At 54.7% G+C, this 23,878-nt stretch carries 20 protein-coding genes and 1 tRNA gene; 17 read left to right on the top strand and 4 right to left on the bottom strand.

The genetic code is table 11. From position 1 onward, the window contains the following. Positions 1-156: 156 nt before the first annotated feature. Positions 157-2,607, bottom strand: a complete 2,451-nt coding sequence (gene fadE, locus C1N84_RS14660) for an acyl-CoA dehydrogenase FadE (RefSeq protein WP_394541652.1) — start codon at positions 2,605-2,607, stop codon at positions 157-159. Between the two features lie 229 nt (positions 2,608-2,836). On the opposite strand from fadE, the gene lpcA reads away from it, so the two are divergent. Together lpcA and C1N84_RS14650 are read left to right on the top strand one after the other, a co-directional pair. Beyond that, entirely contained in the window at positions 2,837-3,415 is a 579-nt protein-coding gene (gene lpcA / locus C1N84_RS14655; protein ID WP_021507284.1) for a D-sedoheptulose 7-phosphate isomerase, read from the top strand. Between the two features lie 48 nt (positions 3,416-3,463). Beyond that, positions 3,464-4,231: a class II glutamine amidotransferase gene (locus C1N84_RS14650; protein WP_021507283.1), complete on the top strand. Its 768-nt coding sequence runs from the start codon at positions 3,464-3,466 to the stop codon at positions 4,229-4,231. Here C1N84_RS14650 and dpaA read toward each other — a convergent pair. Beyond that, positions 4,202-4,945, bottom strand: coding sequence for a peptidoglycan meso-diaminopimelic acid protein amidase (gene dpaA, locus C1N84_RS14645; RefSeq protein ID WP_021507282.1), 744 nt, complete (start codon positions 4,943-4,945; stop codon positions 4,202-4,204). The two genes, C1N84_RS14650 and dpaA, sit on opposite strands and share 30 nt — an antisense overlap. A gap of 244 nt (positions 4,946-5,189) precedes the next feature. Between dpaA and dinB the strand changes: the two genes are divergently transcribed. Further along, positions 5,190-6,245 (top strand): DNA polymerase IV, encoded by a 1,056-nt coding sequence (gene dinB, locus C1N84_RS14640; protein ID WP_021507281.1) that lies wholly within the window; start codon positions 5,190-5,192, stop codon positions 6,243-6,245. Positions 6,246-6,352: 107 nt separating this feature from the next. Here dinB and pepD read toward each other — a convergent pair whose 3' ends face one another. Next, positions 6,353-7,813 (bottom strand): beta-Ala-His dipeptidase, encoded by a 1,461-nt coding sequence (gene pepD / locus C1N84_RS14635; RefSeq protein ID WP_150058529.1) that lies wholly within the window; start codon positions 7,811-7,813, stop codon positions 6,353-6,355. A 254-nt stretch (positions 7,814-8,067) separates the two neighbouring features. Between pepD and gpt the strand changes: the two genes are divergently transcribed. The 3 genes from gpt (at position 8,068) to crl (ending at position 10,405) form a co-directional block, all read left to right on the top strand. Continuing rightward, positions 8,068-8,526, top strand: coding sequence for a xanthine phosphoribosyltransferase (gene gpt, locus C1N84_RS14630; RefSeq protein WP_021507279.1), 459 nt, complete (start codon positions 8,068-8,070; stop codon positions 8,524-8,526). Positions 8,527-8,646: 120 nt separating this feature from the next. After that, on the top strand, positions 8,647-9,894 hold the full coding sequence (gene frsA / locus C1N84_RS14625) for an esterase FrsA (RefSeq protein ID WP_264441605.1): 1,248 nt from the start codon (positions 8,647-8,649) through the stop codon (positions 9,892-9,894). A gap of 109 nt (positions 9,895-10,003) precedes the next feature. Then, on the top strand, positions 10,004-10,405 hold the full coding sequence (gene crl / locus C1N84_RS14620) for a sigma factor-binding protein Crl (protein WP_021313042.1): 402 nt from the start codon (positions 10,004-10,006) through the stop codon (positions 10,403-10,405). Between the two features lie 80 nt (positions 10,406-10,485). Here crl and ompC read toward each other — a convergent pair whose 3' ends face one another. Continuing rightward, the gene (gene ompC / locus C1N84_RS14615; protein WP_021507277.1) at positions 10,486-11,568 is read right to left on the bottom strand and encodes a porin OmpC; all 1,083 of its coding nucleotides are present in this window, start codon (positions 11,566-11,568) and stop codon (positions 10,486-10,488) included. 246 nt (positions 11,569-11,814) lie between these two features. On the opposite strand from ompC, the gene proB reads away from it, so the two are divergent. From proB to C1N84_RS14560, 11 genes are all read left to right on the top strand, one after another. Further along, on the top strand, positions 11,815-12,918 hold the full coding sequence (gene proB, locus C1N84_RS14610; RefSeq protein ID WP_159377483.1) for a glutamate 5-kinase: 1,104 nt from the start codon (positions 11,815-11,817) through the stop codon (positions 12,916-12,918). Positions 12,919-12,928: 10 nt separating this feature from the next. Continuing rightward, positions 12,929-14,182 (top strand): glutamate-5-semialdehyde dehydrogenase, encoded by a 1,254-nt coding sequence (proA, locus tag C1N84_RS14605; protein ID WP_264443751.1) that lies wholly within the window; start codon positions 12,929-12,931, stop codon positions 14,180-14,182. A gap of 353 nt (positions 14,183-14,535) precedes the next feature. After that, positions 14,536-15,267: a S24 family peptidase gene (locus tag C1N84_RS14600; protein ID WP_150361740.1), complete on the top strand. Its 732-nt coding sequence runs from the start codon at positions 14,536-14,538 to the stop codon at positions 15,265-15,267. 413 nt (positions 15,268-15,680) lie between these two features. Further along, on the top strand, positions 15,681-15,959 hold the full coding sequence (locus C1N84_RS14595; RefSeq protein ID WP_021507273.1) for a transcriptional antitermination N peptide: 279 nt from the start codon (positions 15,681-15,683) through the stop codon (positions 15,957-15,959). A gap of 178 nt (positions 15,960-16,137) precedes the next feature. Then, entirely contained in the window at positions 16,138-16,605 is a 468-nt protein-coding gene (locus C1N84_RS14590) for a lysozyme family protein (protein ID WP_021507272.1), read from the top strand. 2 nt (positions 16,606-16,607) lie between these two features. Beyond that, the gene (locus C1N84_RS14585; RefSeq protein WP_031279668.1) at positions 16,608-16,952 is read left to right on the top strand and encodes a DUF7940 domain-containing protein; all 345 of its coding nucleotides are present in this window, start codon (positions 16,608-16,610) and stop codon (positions 16,950-16,952) included. After that, the gene (locus C1N84_RS14580; protein WP_058769339.1) at positions 16,949-17,242 is read left to right on the top strand and encodes a hypothetical protein; all 294 of its coding nucleotides are present in this window, start codon (positions 16,949-16,951) and stop codon (positions 17,240-17,242) included. The genes C1N84_RS14585 and C1N84_RS14580 overlap by 4 nt, the downstream gene beginning before the upstream one ends. Next, positions 17,190-17,393, top strand: coding sequence for a hypothetical protein (locus C1N84_RS14575; protein ID WP_264443801.1), 204 nt, complete (start codon positions 17,190-17,192; stop codon positions 17,391-17,393). The genes C1N84_RS14580 and C1N84_RS14575 overlap by 53 nt, the downstream gene beginning before the upstream one ends. 50 nt (positions 17,394-17,443) lie before the next feature. Further along, on the top strand, positions 17,444-19,189 hold the full coding sequence (locus tag C1N84_RS14570; RefSeq protein WP_394541651.1) for an amylovoran biosynthesis protein AmsF: 1,746 nt from the start codon (positions 17,444-17,446) through the stop codon (positions 19,187-19,189). A gap of 197 nt (positions 19,190-19,386) precedes the next feature. After that, a tRNA-Thr gene (locus C1N84_RS14565) sits at positions 19,387-19,462 on the top strand. Positions 19,463-19,918: 456 nt separating this feature from the next. Further along, a complete protein-coding gene (locus C1N84_RS14560; RefSeq protein ID WP_264441603.1) occupies positions 19,919-23,458 on the top strand; it encodes an SIR2 family NAD-dependent protein deacylase in 3,540 nt (1,179 codons plus the stop codon). Positions 23,459-23,878 lie beyond the last annotated feature (420 nt).

The raw sequence follows: 23,878 nt of genomic DNA, 5'->3' as shown, positions 1-23,878 counted from the left end.
TGCGGAGTAACCTTATGCTGCAGCCACTATAAACAGGATGTTAACACTTGGCAATCGAGACGCTTAGACGTCTAAACGTGGCTGGCACAGATGCTGAGTGCGCTTATCCGCTGCCGCAGGCCATAAAAAAAGCCTCCGGCTGGAGGCTTTTTACGGTTACGCCGCTTCGCTGGGGCGGGCGCTCGGTTTGGGTTTGTTGTCCGGTTTCGCCACCGCCAGCGCCTCGGGCGCAAAATCATCCACGTTGATGGCCTTCAGCCGGCTGGCTTCGGCCCGCGTCAGCACCTTCGCTTCACTCTCGTCAATCCAGCCTTCTTTCAGCGCGCGCTGGGCCAGCGCATCCAGCCGGGTGAAGGAGAAGTGTTTTTTCTGCTGCTGACACAGACGATCGTGAATCACTTCTGCCGCCATCACATCCTGCAGCGCCTGCTCCAGCTGACCGGCCGGGTTGTGCTCACTCGGCGTCAGATACTGGCCGCGGCCCAGACGGGTGCGGGTTGCGGACGGCAGCTGCAGCATTTTGGCCAGTTTATGATCCAGTTTATCGGACGGTGCCGGGCAGTGTTTCCCGCCGGCGAAAATCACCAGCCGCAGCGCACCCGCAACCAGGCGATTCGGGAAGTTGCGCAGCAGATCGTCCATCGCCACTTCCGCCTGATGCAGCGCATCCTGCACGCCCCAGTGCACCAGCGGCAGATCCGCCTCGTTGCGGCCTTCATCGTCATAGCGTTTCAGCGTGGCGGATGCCAGATACATCTGGCTCAGCACATCGCCGAGGCGTGCCGAAATACGTTCGCGACGTTTCAGGCTACCGCCCAGCACCGCCATCGACACATCCGACAGCAGCGCAAGGTTGGCGCTCAGGCGGTTCAGCTGCTGATAGTAGCGGCGGGTTGCGTCACGGGTTGGCGTAGCGCTGGTGCGGCCGCCGGTCAGGCCAAGCCACAGGCTGCGCACTTTATTGCTGCCGACGTGGCCGATATGGCTGAACAGCGCGCGGTCAAAGGCGACGAGATCGTTCTTCGCGGCGGCATTCATCTCTTCCAGCACCCACGGATGGCAGCGGATTGCGCCCTGGCCAAAAATAATCATGCTGCGCGTCAGGATGTTCGCGCCCTCAACGGTGATGGCGATCGGGGCACCCTGATAGGCTCGCGCCAGGAAATTATTCTCGCCAAGCATGATGCCTTTACCGCCGGCGATATCCATTGCATCAATGATGGCGCGCTGGCCGCGATGGGTGCAGTGGTATTTGACAATCGCTGACAGCACCGCCGGTTTTTCGCCCAGCATAATGCCGCTGGTGATCAGCGTCGCCGCCGCGTCCATCACGTAAGCGTTACCGGCGATGCGCGCCAGCGGCTCCTCAATCCCTTCCATTTTACCGATAGAGACTTTGAACTGGCGGCGAATGTGCGCGTAGGCACCGGTCGCCAGCGCCAGGCTTTTCAGGCTGCCGGTCGCGTTAGACGGCAGAGTAATGCCGCGTCCTACCGACAGGCACTCAACCAGCATGCGCCAGCCCTGACCGGCCATGGCCGGACCGCCGATGATGTAATCGATCGGCACAAAGATATCTTTGCCGCGCGTCGGCCCGTTCTGGAACGGCACGTTCAGCGGGAAGTGACGTCTGCCAATTTCAACGCCTGGCGTATGGGTCGGGATCAGCGCACAGGTAATGCCCAGCTCTTCGGTTTCGCCCAGCAGATGATCCGGGTCGGAGAGCTTAAAGGCGAGGCCGAGTACGGTGGCAATCGGCGCCAGGGTAATGTAGCGTTTGTTCCAGGTCAGGCGCATGCCCAGCACCTGCTGGCCCTGCCAGTCGCCCATGCACACCACGCCGGTATCCGGAATGGCGCCGGCGTCGGAGCCCGCTTCCGGGCTGGTCAGCGCAAAGCAGGGGATTTCATCGCCGCGCGCGAGGCGTGGCAGGTAGTGATCTTTCTGCTCATCGGTGCCGTAATGCTGCAGCAGTTCACCCGGGCCCAGCGAGTTCGGCACGCCGACGGTGATCGCCAGGATCCCGGACACGCCTGCCAGTTTTTGCAGCACACGCGCCTGCGCGTAAGCGGAAAACTCCAGACCGCCGTACTCTTTTTTGATGATCATGGCAAAGAAGCGGTGCTGCTTGAGGTAAGCCCACAGCTCCGGCGGCAGATCGGCCATTTCATGGGTGATTTCGAAGTCGTTAGCCATGCGGCAGGCTTCTTCTACCGGGCCATCCAGAAACGCCTGTTCCTCTTCGGTCAGGCGCGGCTGCGGGTAGTTGTGCAGTTTCTGCCAGTCCGGTTTGCCGCGAAACAGATCGCCTTCCCACCAGGTGGTACCGGCGTCGATCGCCTCTTTTTCGGTGCGCGACATCGGCGGCATCACCTTCTGGAAGCTGTGCAGAGCCGGCTTAGAGAACATGCTGCGGCGCATCGCCGGCAGGTTGAAAGGCAGCAGAATAATGGCCAGCGGCAGCAGCAGCCACGGCGTCCACAGGCCGGTGGCGGCCAGTGCCGCGGTCCACAGCAGCACAATCGCACTGCTGAGCCGCAGTGAAACCTGATGGTAGAAGAGGGCGCTAATTAACACCAGCGTCGCGATGATCGAGGCAAGCAACATAATGAACCGCTCCGTAAGTTGTAAGAGGTCTGACCTGTTAGTGATAAGGTTTAGAGCAGCACACGAAATTTATCAATTTGTTTACACCGCAATTACAACCGAACTCACAAAATCGCGCCGGCAATTGGACGCCAGCGCGGCGTCGCGCTTTTCCCTGCTGCGGGCGCTTTGCGGCTCTGGCCCATTCCGTTAAACTTGCTGGGTCAATTTTCCTCTAAAGGACATCCCTATGTATCAGGACATTATTCGCTCAGAACTCAATGAAGCCGCCGATACGCTCAATAAGTTCCTGAGTGATGAAGCCAACATTCACGCCATTCAGCGCGCAGCCGTGCTGCTGGCCGACAGCTTCAAAGCCGGTGGCAAAGTGCTCTCCTGCGGCAACGGCGGCTCGCACTGCGATGCCATGCACTTCGCTGAGGAGCTGACCGGGCGCTACCGCGAAAATCGTCCTGGCTATCCGGCCATCGCCATTTCGGATGTCAGCCATCTCTCCTGCGTCAGCAACGATTTTGGCTACGACTATGTGTTCTCCCGCTACATCGAGGCGGTCGGGCGCGAGGGCGATGTGCTGCTGGGGCTGTCCACTTCGGGTAACTCGGCCAACATCATCAAAGCCGTAGAAGCCGCGCGCGCCAAAGGCATGAAAGTGATTACCCTGACCGGCAAAGACGGTGGCAAAATGGCCGGTACGGCCGATATCGAAATTCGCGTGCCGCACTTTGGTTATGCCGATCGCATTCAGGAGATTCACATCAAAGTGATCCATATCCTGATGCTGTTAATCGAAAAAGAGATGGTTAAGTGATGACGTGCTCCTCCCGCGCCCGCGGGAGGTTCTGATAAGGCGGTTGCTATGTGCGAATTGCTCGGGATGAGCGCCAATGTCCCCACGGATATCTGTTTCAGTTTTACCGGTCTGGTGCAGCGTGGCGGTGCAACCGGGCCGCACAAAGATGGCTGGGGTATCACCTTTTACGAAGATAAAGGCTGCCGCACCTTTAAAGATCCGCTGCCGAGCTACAACTCGCCGATTGCCCGCCTGGTGCAGGAGTATCCGATCAAGTCGCATTCGGTGGTGGCGCATATTCGTCAGGCCAATCGCGGCCAGGTATCACTGGAAAATACCCATCCGTTTACCCGCGAACTGTGGGGCCGCAACTGGACTTACGCGCATAACGGCCAGCTAAAGGGCTATCGCCAGCTGGAGACCGGGCATTTCCGTCCGGTAGGCGAAACCGACAGCGAAAAGGCGTTTTGCTGGATTCTGCATAAGCTGGCTGAGCGCTATCCGCGCACGCCGGGCAACTGGCCGGCGGTGTTTCGCTATGTGGCGGAACTGGCGACGGAACTGCGCCAGAAGGGCGTGTTCAATATGCTGCTGTCTGACGGACGCTATCTGATGGCCTTCTGCTCAACCAATCTGTACTGGATTACGCGCCGCGCGCCGTTTGGCAAAGCGAAGCTGCTCGATCAGGATGTGGAGATTGATTTTCTGCAGCAGACCACGCCGAAAGACGTGGTGACGGTGATTGCGACGCAGCCGCTGACCGGTAATGAAACCTGGCACCGCATCGTGCCAGGTGAGTGGGCATTATTTTACCTGGGTGAGCGCCAGGAATGATTTCGACGCCGCTTCCGGCGTGGTCATGACCGGCGTGTTGTTCACCGCATACTGACCGGTTGCCGTCACGTTGACCGTTGGCGGCACGTGGTATTTGGCGAAGTAAGCATAGCCCGGCTGCAGTTCACGCCAGAAGCTGATGTAAGTCGAGTAACGATGACGCTGCATGTTGCTGTCGGTCATGCGGAACGGGAAGATGTTAACCTGCACATCCTGCTGACCGTTACGCAGCGCGGCGTTCACGTAAGTGAAGATCTCATCCATCGACGCGTTGGTCATGGCATAGCAGCCCACGGACACGCAATCGCCGTGAATCATCAGATAGTTACCGTTATAGCCTTTGGCGCGATCGTACTGATTCGGAAATCCGGTATTGATGGCGCGATAAAAACGGCTGTCCGGCTTAAGCTGATTCATCTTCACGTTATAAAAGCCTTCCGGACTTTTAAAATCGCCCTGACGACGTTTCGGCCCGAGGCCGCCGGAGAAGTTACAGATGCGATAGCTGTCCAGCAGACGATATTCATTACCGATTTTGCCGTACAGTTCCAGCGTACGCTCTTCCTTGAAGATCTGAATAAATACCGGTGTACCCAGTAATTGTTTCTTTAACTCTTTGCTCACCGGAGCCAGCGGCTGCATTGGCTCAGGCGTCATTGCCCAGCTCAGGAGCGGCATAAGAATCATCGCAAACAATAATGCGATTCTGCCCATTCTGTGTGTACCTTGAAGTGAAGAGGAACGCTGACGCAGTGCGTCACTGTATTGCATTATCGGAAATATCCGCTACCGCAGCGCAACATTATCATTGTCTGGCGTTTAATCAAGCCGGAGTCCGAGAAAATGGTGCAATCCTAAAGGGAATACGACCACAAATTTGTAAACTTTAATCGCACGCGCCACAAATATTGCCGTTGTTTTTCTCTGCTGTATACTTATCCAGTATCCGGAGGGGCGTATGCGCAAAATCATTCATGTCGATATGGACTGCTTTTTCGCGGCAGTGGAAATGCGCGACGATCCTTCATTACGTGATATCCCGATTGCCATCGGCGGCAGCCGCGTGCAGCGCGGCGTAATCAGCACCGCCAACTATCCGGCGCGGAAATACGGCGTGCGCAGCGCGATGCCGACCGCCACGGCGCTGCGCCTCTGTCCCCATCTGAAACTGCTGCCCGGCCGCTTTGACGCCTATAAAGAAGCCTCGCAGCAGATTCGCGCCATCTTTACCCGCTATACGCCACTGATTGAGCCATTGTCGCTGGATGAAGCCTACCTGGATGTCACCGACAGTGAATACTGCCAGGGATCGGCCACGCTGATGGCGCAGGCGATTCGCGCCGATATCCTGCGCGAAACCGGCCTGACCGCGTCCGCCGGCATTGCGCCGATCAAGTTCCTCGCCAAAATCGCCTCAGACATGAACAAGCCAGATGGCCAGTATGTAATTACGCCGCAGGCGATGCCGGACTTTCTGCTGACGCTGCCGCTGAGCAAGATTCCCGGCGTTGGCAAAGTGGCCACCAAAAAGCTCGAAGAGATGGGGCTGCGCACCTGCGCTGACGTACAGCAGGCCGATCTGGCGCAACTGCTGAAGCGCTTTGGAAAATTTGGCCGCGTGCTGTGGGAGCGCAGCAACGGCATCGACGATCGCGACGTGGTGGTGGAGCGCGAGCGCAAATCACTGGGCGTTGAGCGTACGCTGGGCGAGGACATCCATCACTGGGAGCAATGCCTGGAGATTATTGATTTTCTCTACGCCGAGCTCGATCGCCGTCTCAGCGCGATCCGCCCGGATAAGCAGATTGCACGCCAGGGCGTAAAGCTGAAGTTCAACGATTTCCAGCTCACCACCCAGGAGCATGTCTGGCCGGTGTTGAATAAAGACGACATGATCGCCGTGGCGCGTCAGGCCTGGGACGAACGCCGCGCCGGACGCGGTGTGCGGCTGGTGGGGCTGCACGTCACGCTGGTAAATCCGCAGCTGGAGCGCCAGCTGGTGCTGGGGTTGTAATGGCTGAGCTGCCGCTGGAAGAGCGCTACAGCGCGGTCGCCTGACGCGGCACCGTTACCGTAAATAAAAATCCTGCCCGGGGGCAGGATTTTTTTATCGCAACGGCGTTACGCTTTTTCCGGTACTACATTCAGCAGCGCGGTCAGCAGTTTCCAGTACAGACCGACGCTGTCGATGTGCACCTGCTCGTCCGGCGAATGCGGACCGGTGATGGTTGGCCCAATCGACACCATGTCCATGTCTGGATACGGTTTTTTGAACAGACCGCACTCCAGACCGGCGTGAATCACCTGAATGTTTGGCGTCTTACCAAACAGCGCTTCATAGGTTTTACGCGTCAGCGCCATGATGGGCGAGTCGGCATCCGGCTGCCAGCCCGGGTAACCGCCTTTCGGCGCGGTTTTCGCCCCGGCCAGCGCACCAAGCGAGGTCAGGGTTTCGACTACCCAGTCTTTACCGGTGTCGATCAGCGAGCGAATCAGGCAGATGATCTCGGCGCTGTCCTGCTCCATGGTGACCACGCCGACGTTAAGCGAGGTTTCCACCACGCCTTTCGCCACGTCCGAGTTGCGAATCACACCGTTTGGCGTGCTGTTCAGCAGGTTGATGAAGCGATCGCGGCTGTCTGCGGTCAGCGCCTGGCCCTGATGCGCCAGCGGCTCACTCAGCACGGCGACGTTCTTCTCTTTACTGCCCAGCTCATTCTGCAGCGTGGCCTGGAAATGGGCGGCAGCAGACTTCAGCGCATCCACTTTATGGCTGTCGATGGCCAGCGTAGCGAACGCCTCGCGCGGAATCGCATTGCGCAGCGTACCGCCGGTGAACTCAATCAGACGGATATCCAGCTCAGCCGCGTGCACGGCAAGGAAGCGCGCCAGCAGCTTGTTGGCGTTGCCGAGACCAAGATGAATGTCCGCGCCGGAGTGGCCGCCTTTCAAACCTTTCAGCGTCAGCTTCAGGGTTTCGTAACCGGCAGGCACGGCCTCGCGGCTCAGCGGCAGGGTAGTGATAAAGTCGATACCCCCGGCGCAGCCCATGTAGATCTCACCTTCCTCTTCCGAGTCGGTGTTGATCAGGATGTCCGCCTGCAGCCAGTTTGGTTGCAGACCGAAGGCACCGTCCATGCCCGACTCTTCGGTCATGGTCAGCAGCACTTCCAGCGGACCGTGAGTCAGGCTGTTGTCAGCCAGCACCGCCAGCGCAGAGGCCATACCGATACCGTTATCCGCACCCAGCGTGGTGCCGCGCGCTTTCACCCACTCGCCATCAACGTACGGCTGAATCGGGTCTTTGGTGAAGTCGTGTACCGTGTCATTGTTCTTCTGCGGCACCATATCGAGGTGCGCCTGCAGCGCCACCGGAGTACGGTTTTCCATGCCTGCGGTAGCAGGTTTACGAATCAGGATATTGCCGACCTGATCGCGTTCAACCCAGAAACCTTGCTCTTTAGCCCAGCCAACAACGTATTCGGCCAGCGCTTCTTCATGGTAAGAAGGGTGCGGAATCGAGCAGATTTTTGCGAAGATATCCCACAGCGGCTGCGGGGAAAGTTGAGACAATTCAGACACAACGCGTCTCCTGTGTCAGCGCGGCGGACATACCGCTCGCACGCGGGTTTCCAGTGAAAGATCGCCGTCAGCACATCTGACGTGATGGGCCAGAGAATATCACTGTTTCCTGCCGGGTGCGCCATCGGGCGCGCTAAAAACCTGCAACCGATGTGACGGGTGCTGGTTTTTAACGCGTCAGATCCTTATAATCTCGCGCAACCTTTTCCCCCTTGCATATTTTTAAGCCAATCTCATTGGCCGGGATTCCTTTTATGAGCGAAAAATACGTCGTTACCTGGGACATGCTGCAGATTCATGCCCGTAAACTGGCCCAGCGCCTGCTTCCTGTGGAACAGTGGAAAGGCATCATCGCGGTCAGCCGCGGTGGTCTGGTTCCGGCATCGCTGCTGGCGCGTGAACTGGGGATTCGCTACGTCGATACCGTGTGCATCTCCAGCTACGATCACGATCACCAGCGTGAAATGAAAGTGCTGAAGCGCGCAGAAGGCGACGGTGAAGGTTTTGTGGTCATCGACGATCTGGTGGATACCGGCGGTACCGCGCAGGCGATTCGTGATATGTATCCAAAAGCGCGTTTCTGCACCATCTTCGCCAAGCCGGCTGGCCGCGCGCTGGTGGACGACTACATTGTCGATATTCCGCAGAACACCTGGATCGAGCAGCCGTGGGACATGGGCGTGGTGTACATTCCGCCGATTGTAAAAAGCTGATTGATGCAACGCAAACAACGCCCGGTTATGCCGGGCGTTGTGCTTTCTGCGCCTCGCGCCCGTGCGGCGGGTGCAGTACACTCTTAGCCATCTATGCGACTGCCGCAGGAGAAGCTTAAGATGGCCGAGAAAAATCTCAGCGAAGAACTGTTCAAACCCCGCTTCAAACACCCGGAAACCTCCTCGCTGGTGCAGCGCCAGCACCACCCGACGGCGCAGGTGCACAATGCCCTGGAAGGCGATACCCAGCGCGGCTGGTATCGCATGCTGAATAAGCTGCTGTGGACGTGGCGCGGCCTGGCGCCGCAGGAGATCAGCGAAGTGCTGGCGCGCATTGCCGTCAGTAAGTTTGAACACACCGACGAAACGCTGCTGGACACGGTGATTGGCTATCGCGGCGGCAACTGGAACTATGAGTGGTCGAAGCAGGCGGCGCAGTGGCAGCAGCGCGCGATGCAGAACGCCGATCACGATGAGGCCGGCCAGCAGTGGCTGCATGCCGCCAGTCTCTACAGCCTGGCCGCGTATCCCTACATTAAAGGCGATGAACTGGCGGATCAGGCGCAGGTGCTGGCGAATCGCGCTTATGAAGAAGCCACCCAGCGCCTGCCCGGCGAGCTGAAATCCCTGACCTTTCCCATCAGCGGCGGCAGTCCGGTCACCGGCTTCCTGCATATGCCGGCGCAGGCCAGCGCGCCGTATCCCACCGTGCTGCTGTGCGGCGGTCTCGACTCGCTGCAGAGCGACCATTACCGGCTGTTTCATGATTATCTGGCACCGCGCGGCATCGCCATGCTGACGCTGGATATGCCGTCGGTGGGTTTCAGCAGCAAATGGACGCTCAATCAGGACACCAGCCAGTTGCATCAGCAGGTGCTGCGCGAGCTGAGCAATGTGCCGTGGATTGACCATACGCGCTTGGCGCTGTTCGGTTACCGCTTTGGCGCCAACGTGGCGACGCGGCTGGCTTACCTTGAGGTGCCGCGTCTGCGCGCGGTGGCGTCGCTCGGGCCGATGGTGCATCACGTGTTTGTCGATGCGCAGCGCCAGCAGCAACTGCCGGATATGTATATGGACATGCTGGCCAGCCGGCTGGGCATGTCGTCGACCTCCGACAGCAATCTGCGCATCGAGCTCAACCGCTATTCGCTCAAAGTGCAGGGCCTGCTGGGCCGCCGGACGCCGGTGCCGATGCTGGCCGCTTACTGGCCCAACGATCTGTTCAGCCCGGAAGAGGAGGCGCAGCTGATCGTCAACTCCTCGGCGCAGGGCAAGGCGCTGGCGATTCCCGCCACGCCAGTCTTTGCCAGCTTTGACAAGGCGCTCAATCAAATTTGCGACTGGCTGGCAAAACAGTTGCAGCGCTAACTGGCGAAATACGCAGACTCTGCTACAACTTATCTTCGGGAAAATACGTGCGGTGACGTTTTGCCGCCGCGCTGCGTTTTATACGGTTTATTTGAGGGAGAGAGTTAGCATGACGTTACCGAGTGGTCACCCCCGTAGTCGCCTGCTTAAGCGCTTCACCGAATTGGGGCCGTACATCCGTGAAGGACAGTGTGAAGAGACGCGTTTCTTCTTTGATTGCCTGGCGGCGTGCGTCAACGTCAAACCGGCGCCGGAAAGCCGCGAGTTCTGGGGCTGGTGGATGACGCTGAACGCCTATGAAGATCACTTCACCTACGAATACCACTTCGGCCTGTTTGATAAAGACGGCGACTGGAGCGTGGCCGCCATCAAGGGCAAAGAGAACAATGAGAAAGTGGAGAGCACGCTGCGTAATTTCCACGAGCGCCTGAAAGCCACGCTGCATGAGTTTAAGCTTGATCTCAGGCCCGCGGCGGGGTTCAAAGAAGAGCCGGTTAAACTCAGCGCCTGAACCTGAGTCAGACCTGAATAAGAAAGAGCCGGTGATGAGCCGGCTCTTTTTTACAGACACAGACAGGGTAATGCTGACGCTTAGAACTGGTAGGTCAGACCGACCGCCACCACGTCATCGCTGTTGATGCCCAGCGGGTTGTTGTCATCCAGCTGGTTGATTTTGTAGTCAACCATGGCCGACATGTTTTTGTTGAAGTAGTACGTCATCGCCACGTCGACATATTTCACGATGTCCGCATCGCCAATGCCTTCAATGTCTTTGCCTTTGCTCTGCACGTAGCCCAGCGATGGACGCAGACCGAAGTCGAACTGATACTGCGCAACCACTTCAAAGTTCTGCGTTTTATTCGCCACGCCGCCCGTGATTGGCGTCATGTTACGGGTTTCAGAGTAGGTCGATGCCAGGTAAATGCTGTTCGCGTCATATTTGATGCCCGCGCCCCAGGCTTCCGCTTTGTCACCACGGCCCAGACGGGTCGCCACGTCCTGCGAGTTGGTACGGTCAGCAGAGGAGATCGCACTCATCAGGCTGACACCGCTATCGCCGAGGGTGTAACCCAGTGACGCACCGTAACCGTCGCCGTTCTGCTTAGGAATCTCTGAACGGCCGTTGGCGCTGGTGGAATCGTTCTTGCCCTGATACTGCACCGCGAAACGCAGGCCATCCACCAGACCGAAGAAATTGCTGTTGCGGTAAGTGGCGACGCCAGAAGTACGGCCCAGCATGTAGGTGTCGGTGTAGGCGCTGTCGCCACCGAATTCTGGCAGCACGTCGGTCCATGCCAGCACATCGTAAACCACGCCGTAGTTACGACCGTAATCAACAGAGCCGTAGTTACCAAACTTCAGACCGGCAAAGCCCAGACGGGTTTTGTTACCGATGTTAGCGTCGGTGTTGGTTTCCGCGCGGTTACCCTGGAACTGATATTCCCACTGACCGTAGCCGGTCATCAGGTCGTTAATCTGCGTCTGCCCTTTGAAGCCCAGACGGATGTAAGTTTTGTCGCCGTCAGCGGCTGCGTTGTCGCTGAAGTAGTGCATGCCTTTCACACGACCGTACAGATCCAGTTTGTTACCGTCTTTGTTATAAACTTCTGCGGCTTGTGCGGTTGAGGCCAGAGCCAGCGCGGAAACGATGAGTGCCAGTGTGCTTTTCTTCATTTTGCTATCAATCCCAATGAGTAAAATTTGTTGTACCCGTGAAAAGGTTTGTAAAACACGGGACGTTTTACCGACTGGCAATGAAGGTTTTATGACATTTTTTCTGATTTCTTGTTAATCGCGAACTTTTGGTCTACCCGCTTGTCAGGCGTTTTTTGTGCTTTTCCCCTTGCCGCTGTTGGCTTCCTTGCTGACTCCTGTTAAAACGTCCCTTCGCAGATTTTTTTCTTACATGGCAGGAAAAACATGAGTGGCAGTCAGACCCTGGTGGTCAAATTGGGTACCAGCGTCCTCACCGGCGGATCGCGCCGGCTGAACCGGGCGCATATGGTGGAGCTGGTTCGGCAGTGTGCACAACTGCACGCCGCCGGTCATCGCATTATCATCGTCACCTCAGGCGCGATTGCCGCCGGTCGCGAACACCTTGGTTACCCGGAACTGCCACCGACCATCGCCTCAAAGCAGCTGCTGGCTGCGGTGGGGCAGAGTCGTTTAATCCAGCTGTGGGAGCAGCTGTTCTCCATCTACGGTATCCATATCGGGCAGATGCTGCTGACGCGCGCCGACATGGAAGACCGTGAACGCTTCCTCTACGCGCGCGATATGCTGCGCGCGCTGCTCGACAACCATATCGTGCCGGTCATTAACGAGAACGACGCGGTGGCAACCGCAGAAATCAAGGTTGGCGATAATGACAACCTGTCCGCGCTGGCGGCGATGCTCGGCGGTGCCGATAAACTGCTGCTGCTGACCGATCAGCCTGGCCTGTTTACCGCCGATCCGCGCACCAATCCCGAGGCAGAACTGATCAGCGATGTGCATCAGATTGATGATGCGCTGCGCACGCTGGCTGGCGGCAGCGTCTCCGGTCTCGGCACCGGCGGCATGGCCACCAAACTGCAGGCGGCGGATGTCGCCTGCCGCGCCGGCATTGACGTGATCATTGCGGCCGGCAGCCGCCCGGATGTAATCGGGGATGTGCTGCACGGCAAACCGGTGGGGACGCGCTTCCACGCGCAGCAGTCACCGCTGGAAAACCGCAAGCGCTGGATCTTCGGCGCGCCACCAGCGGGCGAGATCACCATAGACGACGGCGCGCTGGCGGCGATGCTGGAGCGCGGCAGTTCGCTGCTGCCGAAAGGCGTCCGTGACGTGCAGGGCAATTTCTCGCGCGGCGAAGTGATCCGCATTCGTAACCTGCAGGGGCGCGATATCGCCCACGGCGTCACGCGCTACAACAGCGATGCGATGCGCATGATCGCCGGTCATCACAGTCAGGAGATCGGTGAGATCCTCGGTTACGAATATGGCCCGGTTGCGGTGCACCGCGACGATATGATCGTCAGTTAAGGAGCGGATGATGTTAGAACAGATGGGTAAAGCGGCGCGTGAAGCGTCGTACAAACTGGCGGAGCTCTCCACCGAACAAAAAAATCAGGTGCTGCTGACCATCGCCGATCGGCTGGAAGCGGAAAGCGCCGACATTCTGGCGGCTAACCAGCAGGATCTGGCCGATGCGCGCACTAACGGCATGAGTGCGGCGCTGCTCGATCGTCTGACGCTTAACCCGCAGCGCCTGAAAGGCATCGCGGATGATGTGCGCCAGGTGTGCCGTCTGGCCGATCCGGTTGGCCAGCTGATCGATGGCGGGCTGCTCGACAGCGGCCTGCGCATTGAACGACGTCGCGTGCCGCTCGGCGTGATCGGGGTGATCTACGAAGCGCGCCCGAACGTCACGGTCGATGTGGCGTCACTGTGTCTGAAAACCGGCAACGCGGCGATTCTGCGCGGCGGCAAAGAGACTTACCGCACCAACGCCGCCACGGTGCGGGTGATCCAGAACGCGCTCATCGAGCATGGTTTACCGGCAGCAGCGGTGCAGGCGATTGAGAATCCGGATCGCGAACTGGTGAATCAGCTGCTGAAGCTGGATCGCTACGTTGACATGTTGATCCCGCGTGGCGGCGCCGGGCTGCACAAGCTGTGTCGCGAAAATTCCACCATTCCGGTGATCACCGGCGGTATCGGCGTGTGCCATCTCTATCTCGACGAAACCATGGAGACGGACGCCGCGCTGCAGGTGATTGTTAACGCCAAGAAGCAGCGTCCCAGCGCCTGTAACTCGCTGGAAACTCTGCTGATTCATCGCGATCAGGCCGAACGCTTCATTCCGGCGTTTCTGCAGCGCATGGCGCAGGAGAACATTGCGCTGCACGCCGATGAAAACGTGCTGGCGCGGCTGCAGCAGGGCCCGGCCAGCGTGGTGGCGGTGCAGATGCACCAATACGACGATGAGTGGCTGTCGAACGACCTGAACGTCAAGCTGGTGGCGGACCTCGATGAAGCGGTTGCGCACATCCGCGCGCACGGCACCCAGCACTCCGACGGCATTCTGACGCGCAGCATTGGCAACGCCAATCGCTTCGTGAATCAGGTCGACTCATCGGCGGTATACGTCAACGCCAGCACCCGCTTTACCGACGGCGGCCAGTTCGGTCTCGGCGCTGAAGTGGCGGTCAGTACGCAGAAACTGCATGCGCGCGGTCCGATGGGCCTCGAAGCGCTCACCACCTACAAATGGATTGGCTGGGGCGACGATACCCTGCGCCGTTAGTTTTCTCTTCGGTATCATAATGGGCACCTGACGCGGTGCCCTTTTTGATCGCTTTCGATCCAGTTATTTCCAGAGCTTTTCCTTTTATTCCTGTCATCTGTGGCGCGCCTGCGGCTTTTCGCCCATTTTTTGCTGTGGGTGCTGGTCTCAGCGTTACAGAACAATCCTGAAAACCCCTGTCAGAACAAGCTGTCAGAGATTCATTACTGGTTTCCACCAGGGCGAAGAGGATAATGATCGTCCAGCTTTATTGATAAAAGCGGTTGGGTAGTAAACTAGCGGTAATATAAAATGAACTGGTAGCAAAAATGAAAATAACATTCAGTCTTTTACTGATGGCAGACTATTAACTGATGGTTAAAAAAGAGAGTACCAGACAAGCTTTTACTGCCAGGCTGATTGCCGCATGCGAGAGCGCGGGAATTGTCGGACATGGACGGAACAAACAGGTCGCTCAGGCACTGCAACAACGGGGATGCAGGATCTCAACTCCAGGGGTCTGGAAATGGTTTAACGCGCAATCTATTCCGGATGACAGTAATCTGCTGGCGCTCAGCCAGCTGTTAGGCGTGCGCGTGGAGTGGCTGCAGTTCGGCATGGAAAAACCGGATGTGGCGCTTGCCCGTCAGCGCCTGATCGATCCGCAGCACATGTTCCGCGTCGAAAGCCTGGATATCGGGCAACGCAGCGCACAGGGTATTGTCGCGCGCGACGAACTGGTCGAGACCATTCAGGCAATTGAATACGGTCTGGATGAGGCGCGCGTGCTGTTTAACGGCCGCCCGGCCGAAAATATCCGGCTGATTGCCCTGAACAGTGACTCCATGGCCGGTACTTTTGCACCGCGCGATCAGCTGTTCGTCGATATCAGCGTGCACCGCTTCGACGGTGACGGCATCTATCTGTTCAATCTCGACAACCAGCTCTACCTCAAGCGGCTGCAGTTACAGCACAAGAAGGTGGCGGTGATCTCCGACAACAAACGCTACGAGACCTGGTATCTGACGCTGGACGAAGCGGCGTCGCTGCAGGTGATTGCCCGCGTCATCATGAGCCAGGCGCGTCACTATCAGATTCTGGGCTGAGCAGCAGTGCGTTAACCGGCAAAAAAAATAATCCGGCTGAAATCAAAAATTTAACTGTCGGTAAATAAAAAATTAACTGTCAGTGTTTGCCAATGCATTAGAACCTGTTAATAATTTGACCATAGATGGACGACATCTCTGCTCCCGGATGAGCCCGCTCTTAAACAATTGAGGCGCTGCACAAGCGCGAGACAACCCACCCAAAGTCAGTGAATTTTGGGATGGGGTGGATACGCACTTAGCAGCGTCGTCAGTTGTCCTCTGCTTTCACTCTCCTCTGCTTATACCTGGCCGTTTTTTACGGCCGGGCAAGCCAGTTGCGGGTGATTGCAGAGGGGCCACGGACGTCCCGGTCTGTGCCGAATCGCCGTGCTCACCACCCCATCGCCAAAGACTCATTCACAGGAGGAGTTATGGCGATTATTCAATATGGCAAATCAGTCTTTAGCGGTAACGCGCGCACCCGTCGCCACCGGCGGCGTCAGCCGCTCAGCCGCCTGAAGCGCAGCATCGACAGTGCCCTGGGCCTGGAGTGTGATGAGATCACCCTGCGCACCGCCGAGCGCATCTGCCAGCGGGAAATCCGCTCCCGGGTAGACCGCGCAGTACTGGCGCCCACGCGGCCCTGCAACGACAACCCCAGCTTTGATAACTGCTGTTTGCCCCATGTTCATTTGTACGCCGTGCGTTAATTCTCTGCTGTTTTCCCAGTTCTGAACGGAACGTTTCACCTTTCCTCACTGTTTAGTTGCGCTTGAGCGTTGCGCTTAACGGCTGCCTGTCGCCCGGCGCAACCGATCAGCGAGGTTTATGTGTTGTGGTTATTTGCGCAGCTTTTCATGCCGTTGCGCCCGTCAAAGAGGAACCGTTATGAGCCAAATCATTGCCATTTTGAATTTCGAAGAGGGATACCGCGAAGCGCCTTACCTCGACACGCAGGGGTTTCCCACCGTTGCGGGCGGTATTCGCATCGGGCCGAAAGGCGCGTCGCTCAGCCACTATATCTTCCGCGTGCCGCGCCGCGTTGGTGACGTGTGGAAGCAGTGCATCGTTGAGGGCAAGGTGCAGGAGATGCAGCAGCGCGCGTTGGTGCAGCAGGCACTGAGTCAATGCAATGAAGCGCGCAGCGATGTGCTGATCAGCATGGCCTACCAGATGGGCGTCGACGGTCTGGCGCTGTTTCGCGGCATGCTCACCGCGGTGACGCAACGCGATTTCGACGCGGCGGCGAACGCCATGCTCGACAGCCTGTGGGCGCGGCAAACTGCGGGGCGCGCCCGGCGTCATGCCGAAGTGATGCGCACGGGCACCTACGACATCTATCGGGGGCTGTTATGAACATGCGCTGGCTGTTGTTCGTTATCGCCGTGCTGGCGGCCATCATCCTGCTGCTGTTGCTGCAGCGCTTCACCACGCTGGAGTTTGTTAAACACGCGCGCCTGTTGTTTAAAACCTGGTCGGTGTGGCTGGCGTCGCTGGGTTCAATGCTCAGCGCCTGGGTGCAGTCGTTTCCCTCGTCAGCGCTGGATGCATGGAACGCGCTGCCGGCGGATATCAAAGAGATCCTGCCGCACAACTATCTCGGCCTGATCGGTGCCTTCATGGTGGCGATGGGCGTACTGGCGCAGTTCGTGCGTCAGAAGAACCTGGTGGAGCAGAGAAAAACGCTGGAGGACAAACCATGAGCTTTCTTCTTTCTCAGCTTGCCGGCAGCTGGCACTGGCTGGCGGCGATTGGCGGCGTGATTGCCGCGCTGATTGCCAGCTACGCCGGCGGTAAAAAAATCGGCAAGGTGCAGCAGCAGGCGAAAGCTGATGTTGCGCAGGCCGAAAAGACCGCCGCGCAGGCGGTTGAAGTTAATCAGCAGCAGCAACAGCTGCGTGAGGAGGCCAGACGTGTGGAAACCCGTAACGGTAATCTTGATGACGCTGCTGCTCGTGACAAGCTGCAGCAGTCGAAATACCACCAACCCTGAGGCACCCGTCGTTATCGACTCCGCCTGTTCGTTATTTTCCCCGATTTACACCCACGGCAGTGACGCCGAACGCATGGACATTCGCACCGTGCGCGCCATCAACAATCACAACGATCTCTGGGACCAGCACTGCCGCCTGGCGGCGCACTGACGCTGTTCTCTCGCTTTGTATTGCAAACCTGAAATGCCGAGGAGGCTAAGATGATCGAAGTTAACTCTTTTGCTGAACTGCGTACCACTGTGCCGGCCAAAAACGGCGATCTGGCGTTCCTGCGCCGCTATAACCCGGACTCCACCTTCCGTGGCGGCGGTGATTTCACCGGCTTTATCGGCACCACCACGGCCGCCGATGACGGCGGTACGCTGGCGGTCGGCAATGGCTTTTACTGGAAACGCGTGATCAACGATCCGGCCGACGTCAACGTCTACCACTTCGGCGCGAAAGGGGACGGTTACGCTAACGATACCGACGCCTTTAACCGCATGCTGGCGTGGACGCAGGGCTACAGCGGTAATATCCGTGACCTGCCGGTGCGTTTCCCGGGCGGTAAATTCCTGATTAACCCGATCGACATCAGCGCTACCGAGATCGCCTTTTTTGGTCTGCAGGGGGATGACGTGGAGCTGGGTTCGCTGCCGCGCACCACCATCATCTCCGACAAAAGTGCCAACACGGTGTTCAAAGTGAAGGCACGGCGGACCGCGATCAAAGGCATCACCTGGCACGGTCAGGCATCGGCCGACGTCACCACCAACAAAGGTACCATTACCGCCGAGATGTGTACCAACGTGCAGCCGTTCTTCGAAAACACCTGCATCGAAGGCACCACGTTAAATATTTACTGTTTCCGCGCGCAAAACAGCGGCGGCACGGTGATTAAAGCGCTGGATACGCTCGACAGTAAATTTGACCAGATCTACACGCTGTGGACCTATGGCCGGGTGTTTGACATTGGCTGGTCGAACTCGCCAAACGGCAAGTGGGACCACTCAACGGCTATCGAGATCTGCAACTGTAACTTCCAGACCGGCTATGGCGACGCCACGCTGTACATGCCGCGCGTGACGCAGGGCATCATGCGTAACGTGTGGATTGAGCACACGCGTAATCCGGGCTATCTGTCGGACGGTGCCTGGAGCATTGATACGCTGAACATTGAGGATTGCGGCACGCCGTTCAATCTCAATAATGCGCGCGTCATCATGCGCCAGATTGGCCTGCAGTCCGGAGCGAAGATCTCGAACGATATGGCCGGCACGCGCTGGCTGTCGACCTTTGACTACGGCTATCGCCGTGAAGAGCATCACGGCACGCTGATCACCGGCTCATTCCGCGCGGGCTACTACAGCGGCCACAAAGTCACCAACAATACCGACACTGATAACTGGTATCGCCTCGGCCAGCTGTTCTTCCCGACGGCGAATCAGCAGTGGGTGATGGAGCTGATTGGTAAAGCCGACGCCACCCAGCCAACCGGAACGGCCGCCTCGCCGGTCAATCTGGCGGGCACCGGGAAAACGTGGATTAACCTGCAGCGGCTGGAAACGGTATGGGCTGACGCCTGCCATATGGGGCAGCCGGCGGTGCTGGATATTCGCTACAGCCGCGTCGGCACCACGTATGCCGTGGTGTGGGTGAAGCTGCGCGCCAACAGCGGCGACACGCTGATTAACCTGAAGACCACCGGGCCGACGCGTTTTGAAGCCGGCTCCTGCTCGCTGTTCCAGCCTGACTTCTCGGTGGTGACGGATACCACCAAAATGGGCACCCTCAAACCGGCGGCGCGCTTTGGCCTGCACAATGGCGTCGCGGGTATTGGGGCTAACGAGAAAGGCGTGCTTACCGTCGCGACGGCAGCAGGTACGCCGACCAATAAAACCACGCCGACGGGCTTTGTGCTGGTCAATATCAACGGTGTCGATCGTAAGCTTCCTTATTACGATTGAGGCCAGCACCTTTTGGCGAGGCTGCAGCCTCGCCTTTTTTGTGCCTGGCGCGAGAGGGCGCTGTTCGCCGCGGCTTTTCCGCGTCAAAATCGTAAGGCCAGCGCGGCTGATGCTGAAAAACGCAGCACTTAACCGGCACCATCTTGACTCATCCCCCCGATTTTTCTATGTTTACTCCCCGTAGTTCCCGCCTCAATGCCGGTATAGCTCAGTTGGTAGAGCAGCGCATTCGTAATGCGAAGGTCGCAGGTTCGACTCCTGTTTCCGGCACCAGTTAAATCAATGGCTTACTATGCTTTCAGGTACACCACATTTCCTTCTTGTGCCATATTAGTGCCATAGCCTCCCAAATAGAATCCAGTTTCCTTGCATGCTTTGTCAGATGACTCGCTGATAAATGAGCGTGTCGCTGCACCATTTCCTGTATTCTTCTAAATGAGGTTCGCAGCATACGGTCGCTTCTCCCAGGCTATCTAAAATGATCTAGAGATTTCAGTTAAACCTGTCGCGATTTTAACAATTAGTACCGGCAGTACTGTACTATTCTTCTAAAATGGATCTTGAACGCATACGTAAGAAGTAATAATAAAAATAAGCAAGTAAATTTTTATGAATATACAATGATTATTGATTTAGGATAAAGAATTTATTCTGATTTTTAATTTTATTGTATGAATAATAGGTTAAGATTGACTATTTCATCTTTTAAATAAATGTGAGCTGAAAAAAGTGGATAAAAATATAACCTCTTTACCAGACTATCCGGCATTAAAAAAACTGGCATCTTCATTATGGCAGCAAGACAATACCTATCATGGCGCAGCGGTAATGGTTGGCGCAGGCTTTAGCAGGAGTGCGGCTACGACGGGTGACACACGAAAGAAACTACCATTATGGAGTGATTTTTCACAAACATTGAGCACTGAATTAAAATCGTGGAGCAGTGATCCGCTTCGTCTGGCGGAAGAATACTGCGCTTTTTTTGGTAAGCAGTCACTCCATGATTTGATTAAGAAGGAGGTAAACGATGTCGCTTGGTCCCCAAGCCAACTCCATCACAACCTCCTAAATTTGCCTTGGTCTGAAGTGTTAACGACTAATTGGGATACACTTCTTGAACGCGCCTCGATTGAGCTTCACAGCCGCGTATATAGCATTGTGAATAAACAAGGGGACCTCTCCAGCAGCAGATCTCCACGCATAGTAAAACTTCACGGTACAATCGATATTACTAATGAACTAATTTTTACTCAAGAAGATTATAGACGATATCCCCAATCATACGCAGCTTTCGTTAATTTCGCTCGACAGGTTTTTATCGAAAATGAGCTTTGCTTACTGGGTTTCTCTGGTGAAGACCCTAATTTTTTACAGTGGGCAGGGTGGGTAAGAGATAACCTAACCACAAATTCCCGGCGTATATACCTTGTTGGGGCACTAAATCTGAAAGGCCCAAAGCGAAAATATCTTGAATCGATCAACGTTTCGCCAATCGATCTTAGTGATCTCGTTTCAGAATTTGACGATCACGATACCAAACATCTTGAAGTAACAAAAATTTTTCTCCAATTTCTTGAGGAGAGTAAACCTGCTCCTACTTGGGAATGGCAGCCAACCTCATTACGTCCAGTAAGCATGAATGAAGATGAGCGTCGTAAAATAAAGGATCTAGCATATGGCGCGAGAATGATGGAAGAGCAACTCACATTGCTGAGTCAAGATCGGGAGACTTATCCCGGTTGGTTAATTTGCCCACTGCTTATACGTAGGGAACTTGAAGCGCAGATTAGTCACCCTTTGCCACGTCAGGAGCATTTACCTCTGATGTCAGCAAGCTCTCGGGAATCACTCTTATATGAAATAGTTTGGCGCCTTGAAAAAACATTTGAAATACCACCCCCTTGGATGGCTGAGGAGTTACTGAAGGTTTGTGATCCTACATTTCCTTGCTCGCTCGGTAAAAAGCAGCAACTTGAGATTGCGCTTTTTCTACTTAAAAGCACCAGATGGATGGCTTCTGAAGAAAGTGAAAAATTTATTAAAGCCACCCTTATGATCCTTGAGAACGGTATTAAATTCTGGCCTGAGAGTCGTAATGAGCTGATCTATTACCAAGCTCTCATTTCACGTGATGCATTTGATTATTCAGCATTAGAAAAACAGACTGATGAGATCGAGGGCATTAGCGCAATCTGGAAACTGAGAAAAGCCGCATTACTTGCCGAACTAGGTAAATTCGAGCAAGGGGAAAAGTACATTGCAGATGCACATCGTGACCTTTTAGGGCAGTATCGGCATAACCAAAACTCGATGTTTATACTCTCTCAGTTAGCATGGGCAAAGTGGTTACTCCGTGGCACAGATCCTTGGTCTGCTAAAAATGATTATGGAGATTATGAGCAAAAGAAATGTTCTCCTTGGGAACATATTGAATATATTCGTAAGCGTATTAATAAGTCAGTGGAGGAACAGAAGAAACAAAGGGCTATAGAACCTTCGTTTGAGGCCGGAATTTACAAGGATAACACAAATCGAGTGGCGATCAGTTATGAATTGCATCCACTGCCATTGCTTGAGGGGCTTTGTGCAGCCGCAGGGATTCCATTGCGCTGGAAGTTCACAGGATTATTAACGGATATAGCGGGTAGATTGACAGAAATGGAGGATTTAAGTCATCTTCAGCGGCTTACACTTGCTGTACGCACTGCTAATAGCGATGATTGTGAGGTGATAAATACCGTGTTTTCGAGGATTGGAATGGCATGCTTGCCACAACATGATGCAGATACCTTACTGAACCGATGTGCACCAGCCATTGATTTCTGGAGTGAAAAATTAATTAGAGATACGGGCTGTGATCGTGGTCATGTTTTAACCCGGTTACGTGTGTTTATTGAGGTTTTGGCTCGTATTTCCGTGCGTGCTACCCCTGAGCAGGCAATAAATCATTTTCGTCTGGCTTGTTCACTCTGTAATAATCCTGAATTTCGGCATATGTGGCTTAATGATGCGCTGAGGCATCTATTTGATTTTTCTCTTAAAAGTATTCCTGAAAGCGAGCATTACAGTGTTCTTTCTGATGCATTAGGTGTTCCACTTGCGTCTGAAATCGATATCAATAATTCGCGTGAATGGATAAACCCGATTATTCATTCACCTGGTAAGAGATTGCAAAATCCGGAAATTGATCGTCGGATAGATGCGATTATTGATCAGATTGAGTTTAACTCTCCTATAAGTGGTCCTGCGCTAGAGCGCTTGCTTCCATTAATTTCTAGTGGTTTTTTAACACAAGATGAACTGATTAAAATCCAGAAAAAAGTTTGGGGCGATAAGCTTGATATCCAAATGCTACCGATAACAGGTTTGTATCCTTACGTACTCTTAAAGATTCCATCCCCGGATCCAATTGCAGTCAAAACTCATCTCAGGGAATATCTATTCGATGTGGATAGAGAAAATCTTATTGAATTATCTCGTCTTGCTAATATTATTTATGTTGCTCTGAGTGAAGGCTCTAAAGAATTACCTAATTCGGTTCAGGCAACTGATCTTTTCAATAAGATGATGCTGTGGCGACCGCAAGTAAAAGAAAATGATATTTTGGGGTTCTCACAACAAAGTGATGAACAAATTACACGTATGGTTGGTAATGCTTTGTCCAAATCTGTGGTGCCATCTCTTCCCAAATCAGCGCTTACTGAATGTAATTTTCATAAACTATATGATTTCGGTAGAGAATACCATCTCCCTGTTGTGCTTGTTGCCCTTCCTCGCTTTATTTGTGAGGGCTCTGTTACTCCATCAATTCTTGAAAAAATAATACGTAAGGAATTACAATCGAGCGACCCAAATTCCATAGCACACGCTTCATATGCTTTGCTGGCTTGGCGAGAGCAAACACAGTTACCCATAATCGATAAACTGATCACTCGTTTAATAATGATTATCGAGTCAGGTCGGATGACTGGACTTCAAGCTTTGATATGGACAGCAAATCAAATGTACCTTAAAGATTTTTTGGATACTGACAGCATTGCATCGTTAATTGATTCATTACCCCTTATTTTTGACAACGCATCGTATAGTAATGTTATCCCTCACAGTAGAGAATCAGTTAGTGTCTCATTTGTTCGCGCCGCATGTGTAAAACTTGCGAGCGATATTTTGCATCGCAGCGATTCTCAGCATGTAGAGTTGAAACGTATAATAGATGAATCAATGGAGGACGCGTTGCCTGAAGTCAGATATGCACATATGGCAAAATAATTAATTGAGGGCAATATAATTTTTTATATTTGTGGCTGAATAAAATTGTTCAGCCTTAAGACTATTTGGATTTATTGGTTTGGAAGGGGGTGTAATTCATGGTTTGCTAATTTTTTAAAGAGTTTAATCTTCTGATCTTGGTTTTTTACAAGTTATTATATTTTGGCGATGAGTTTCCAAATGAATTTTAGAATGTAAATTTTTTCTTTAAAAAATGCAGTTGCTTGTCTTTTAACAATGGTAATGAGTGATTATATTTTGGATATGATGTTTTGTTGGGTGTAATAGTTTATTAACATTGCAGTCTATAAAGGGCGGAATATTAATCATTTGCATGTATAATAATTTATTGTTGGATTGAATGTTTGTATTTTTAATTTTTAGGGATGAGCGAAGTGGGCTTGGGACCTATAGTTTAAT

It is taken from the genome of Pantoea sp. SGAir0418, from assembly GCF_043529865.1.
Note: the sequence above shows the minus strand (reverse complement) of the source record. Positions and strands in the feature narration are given on the sequence as shown.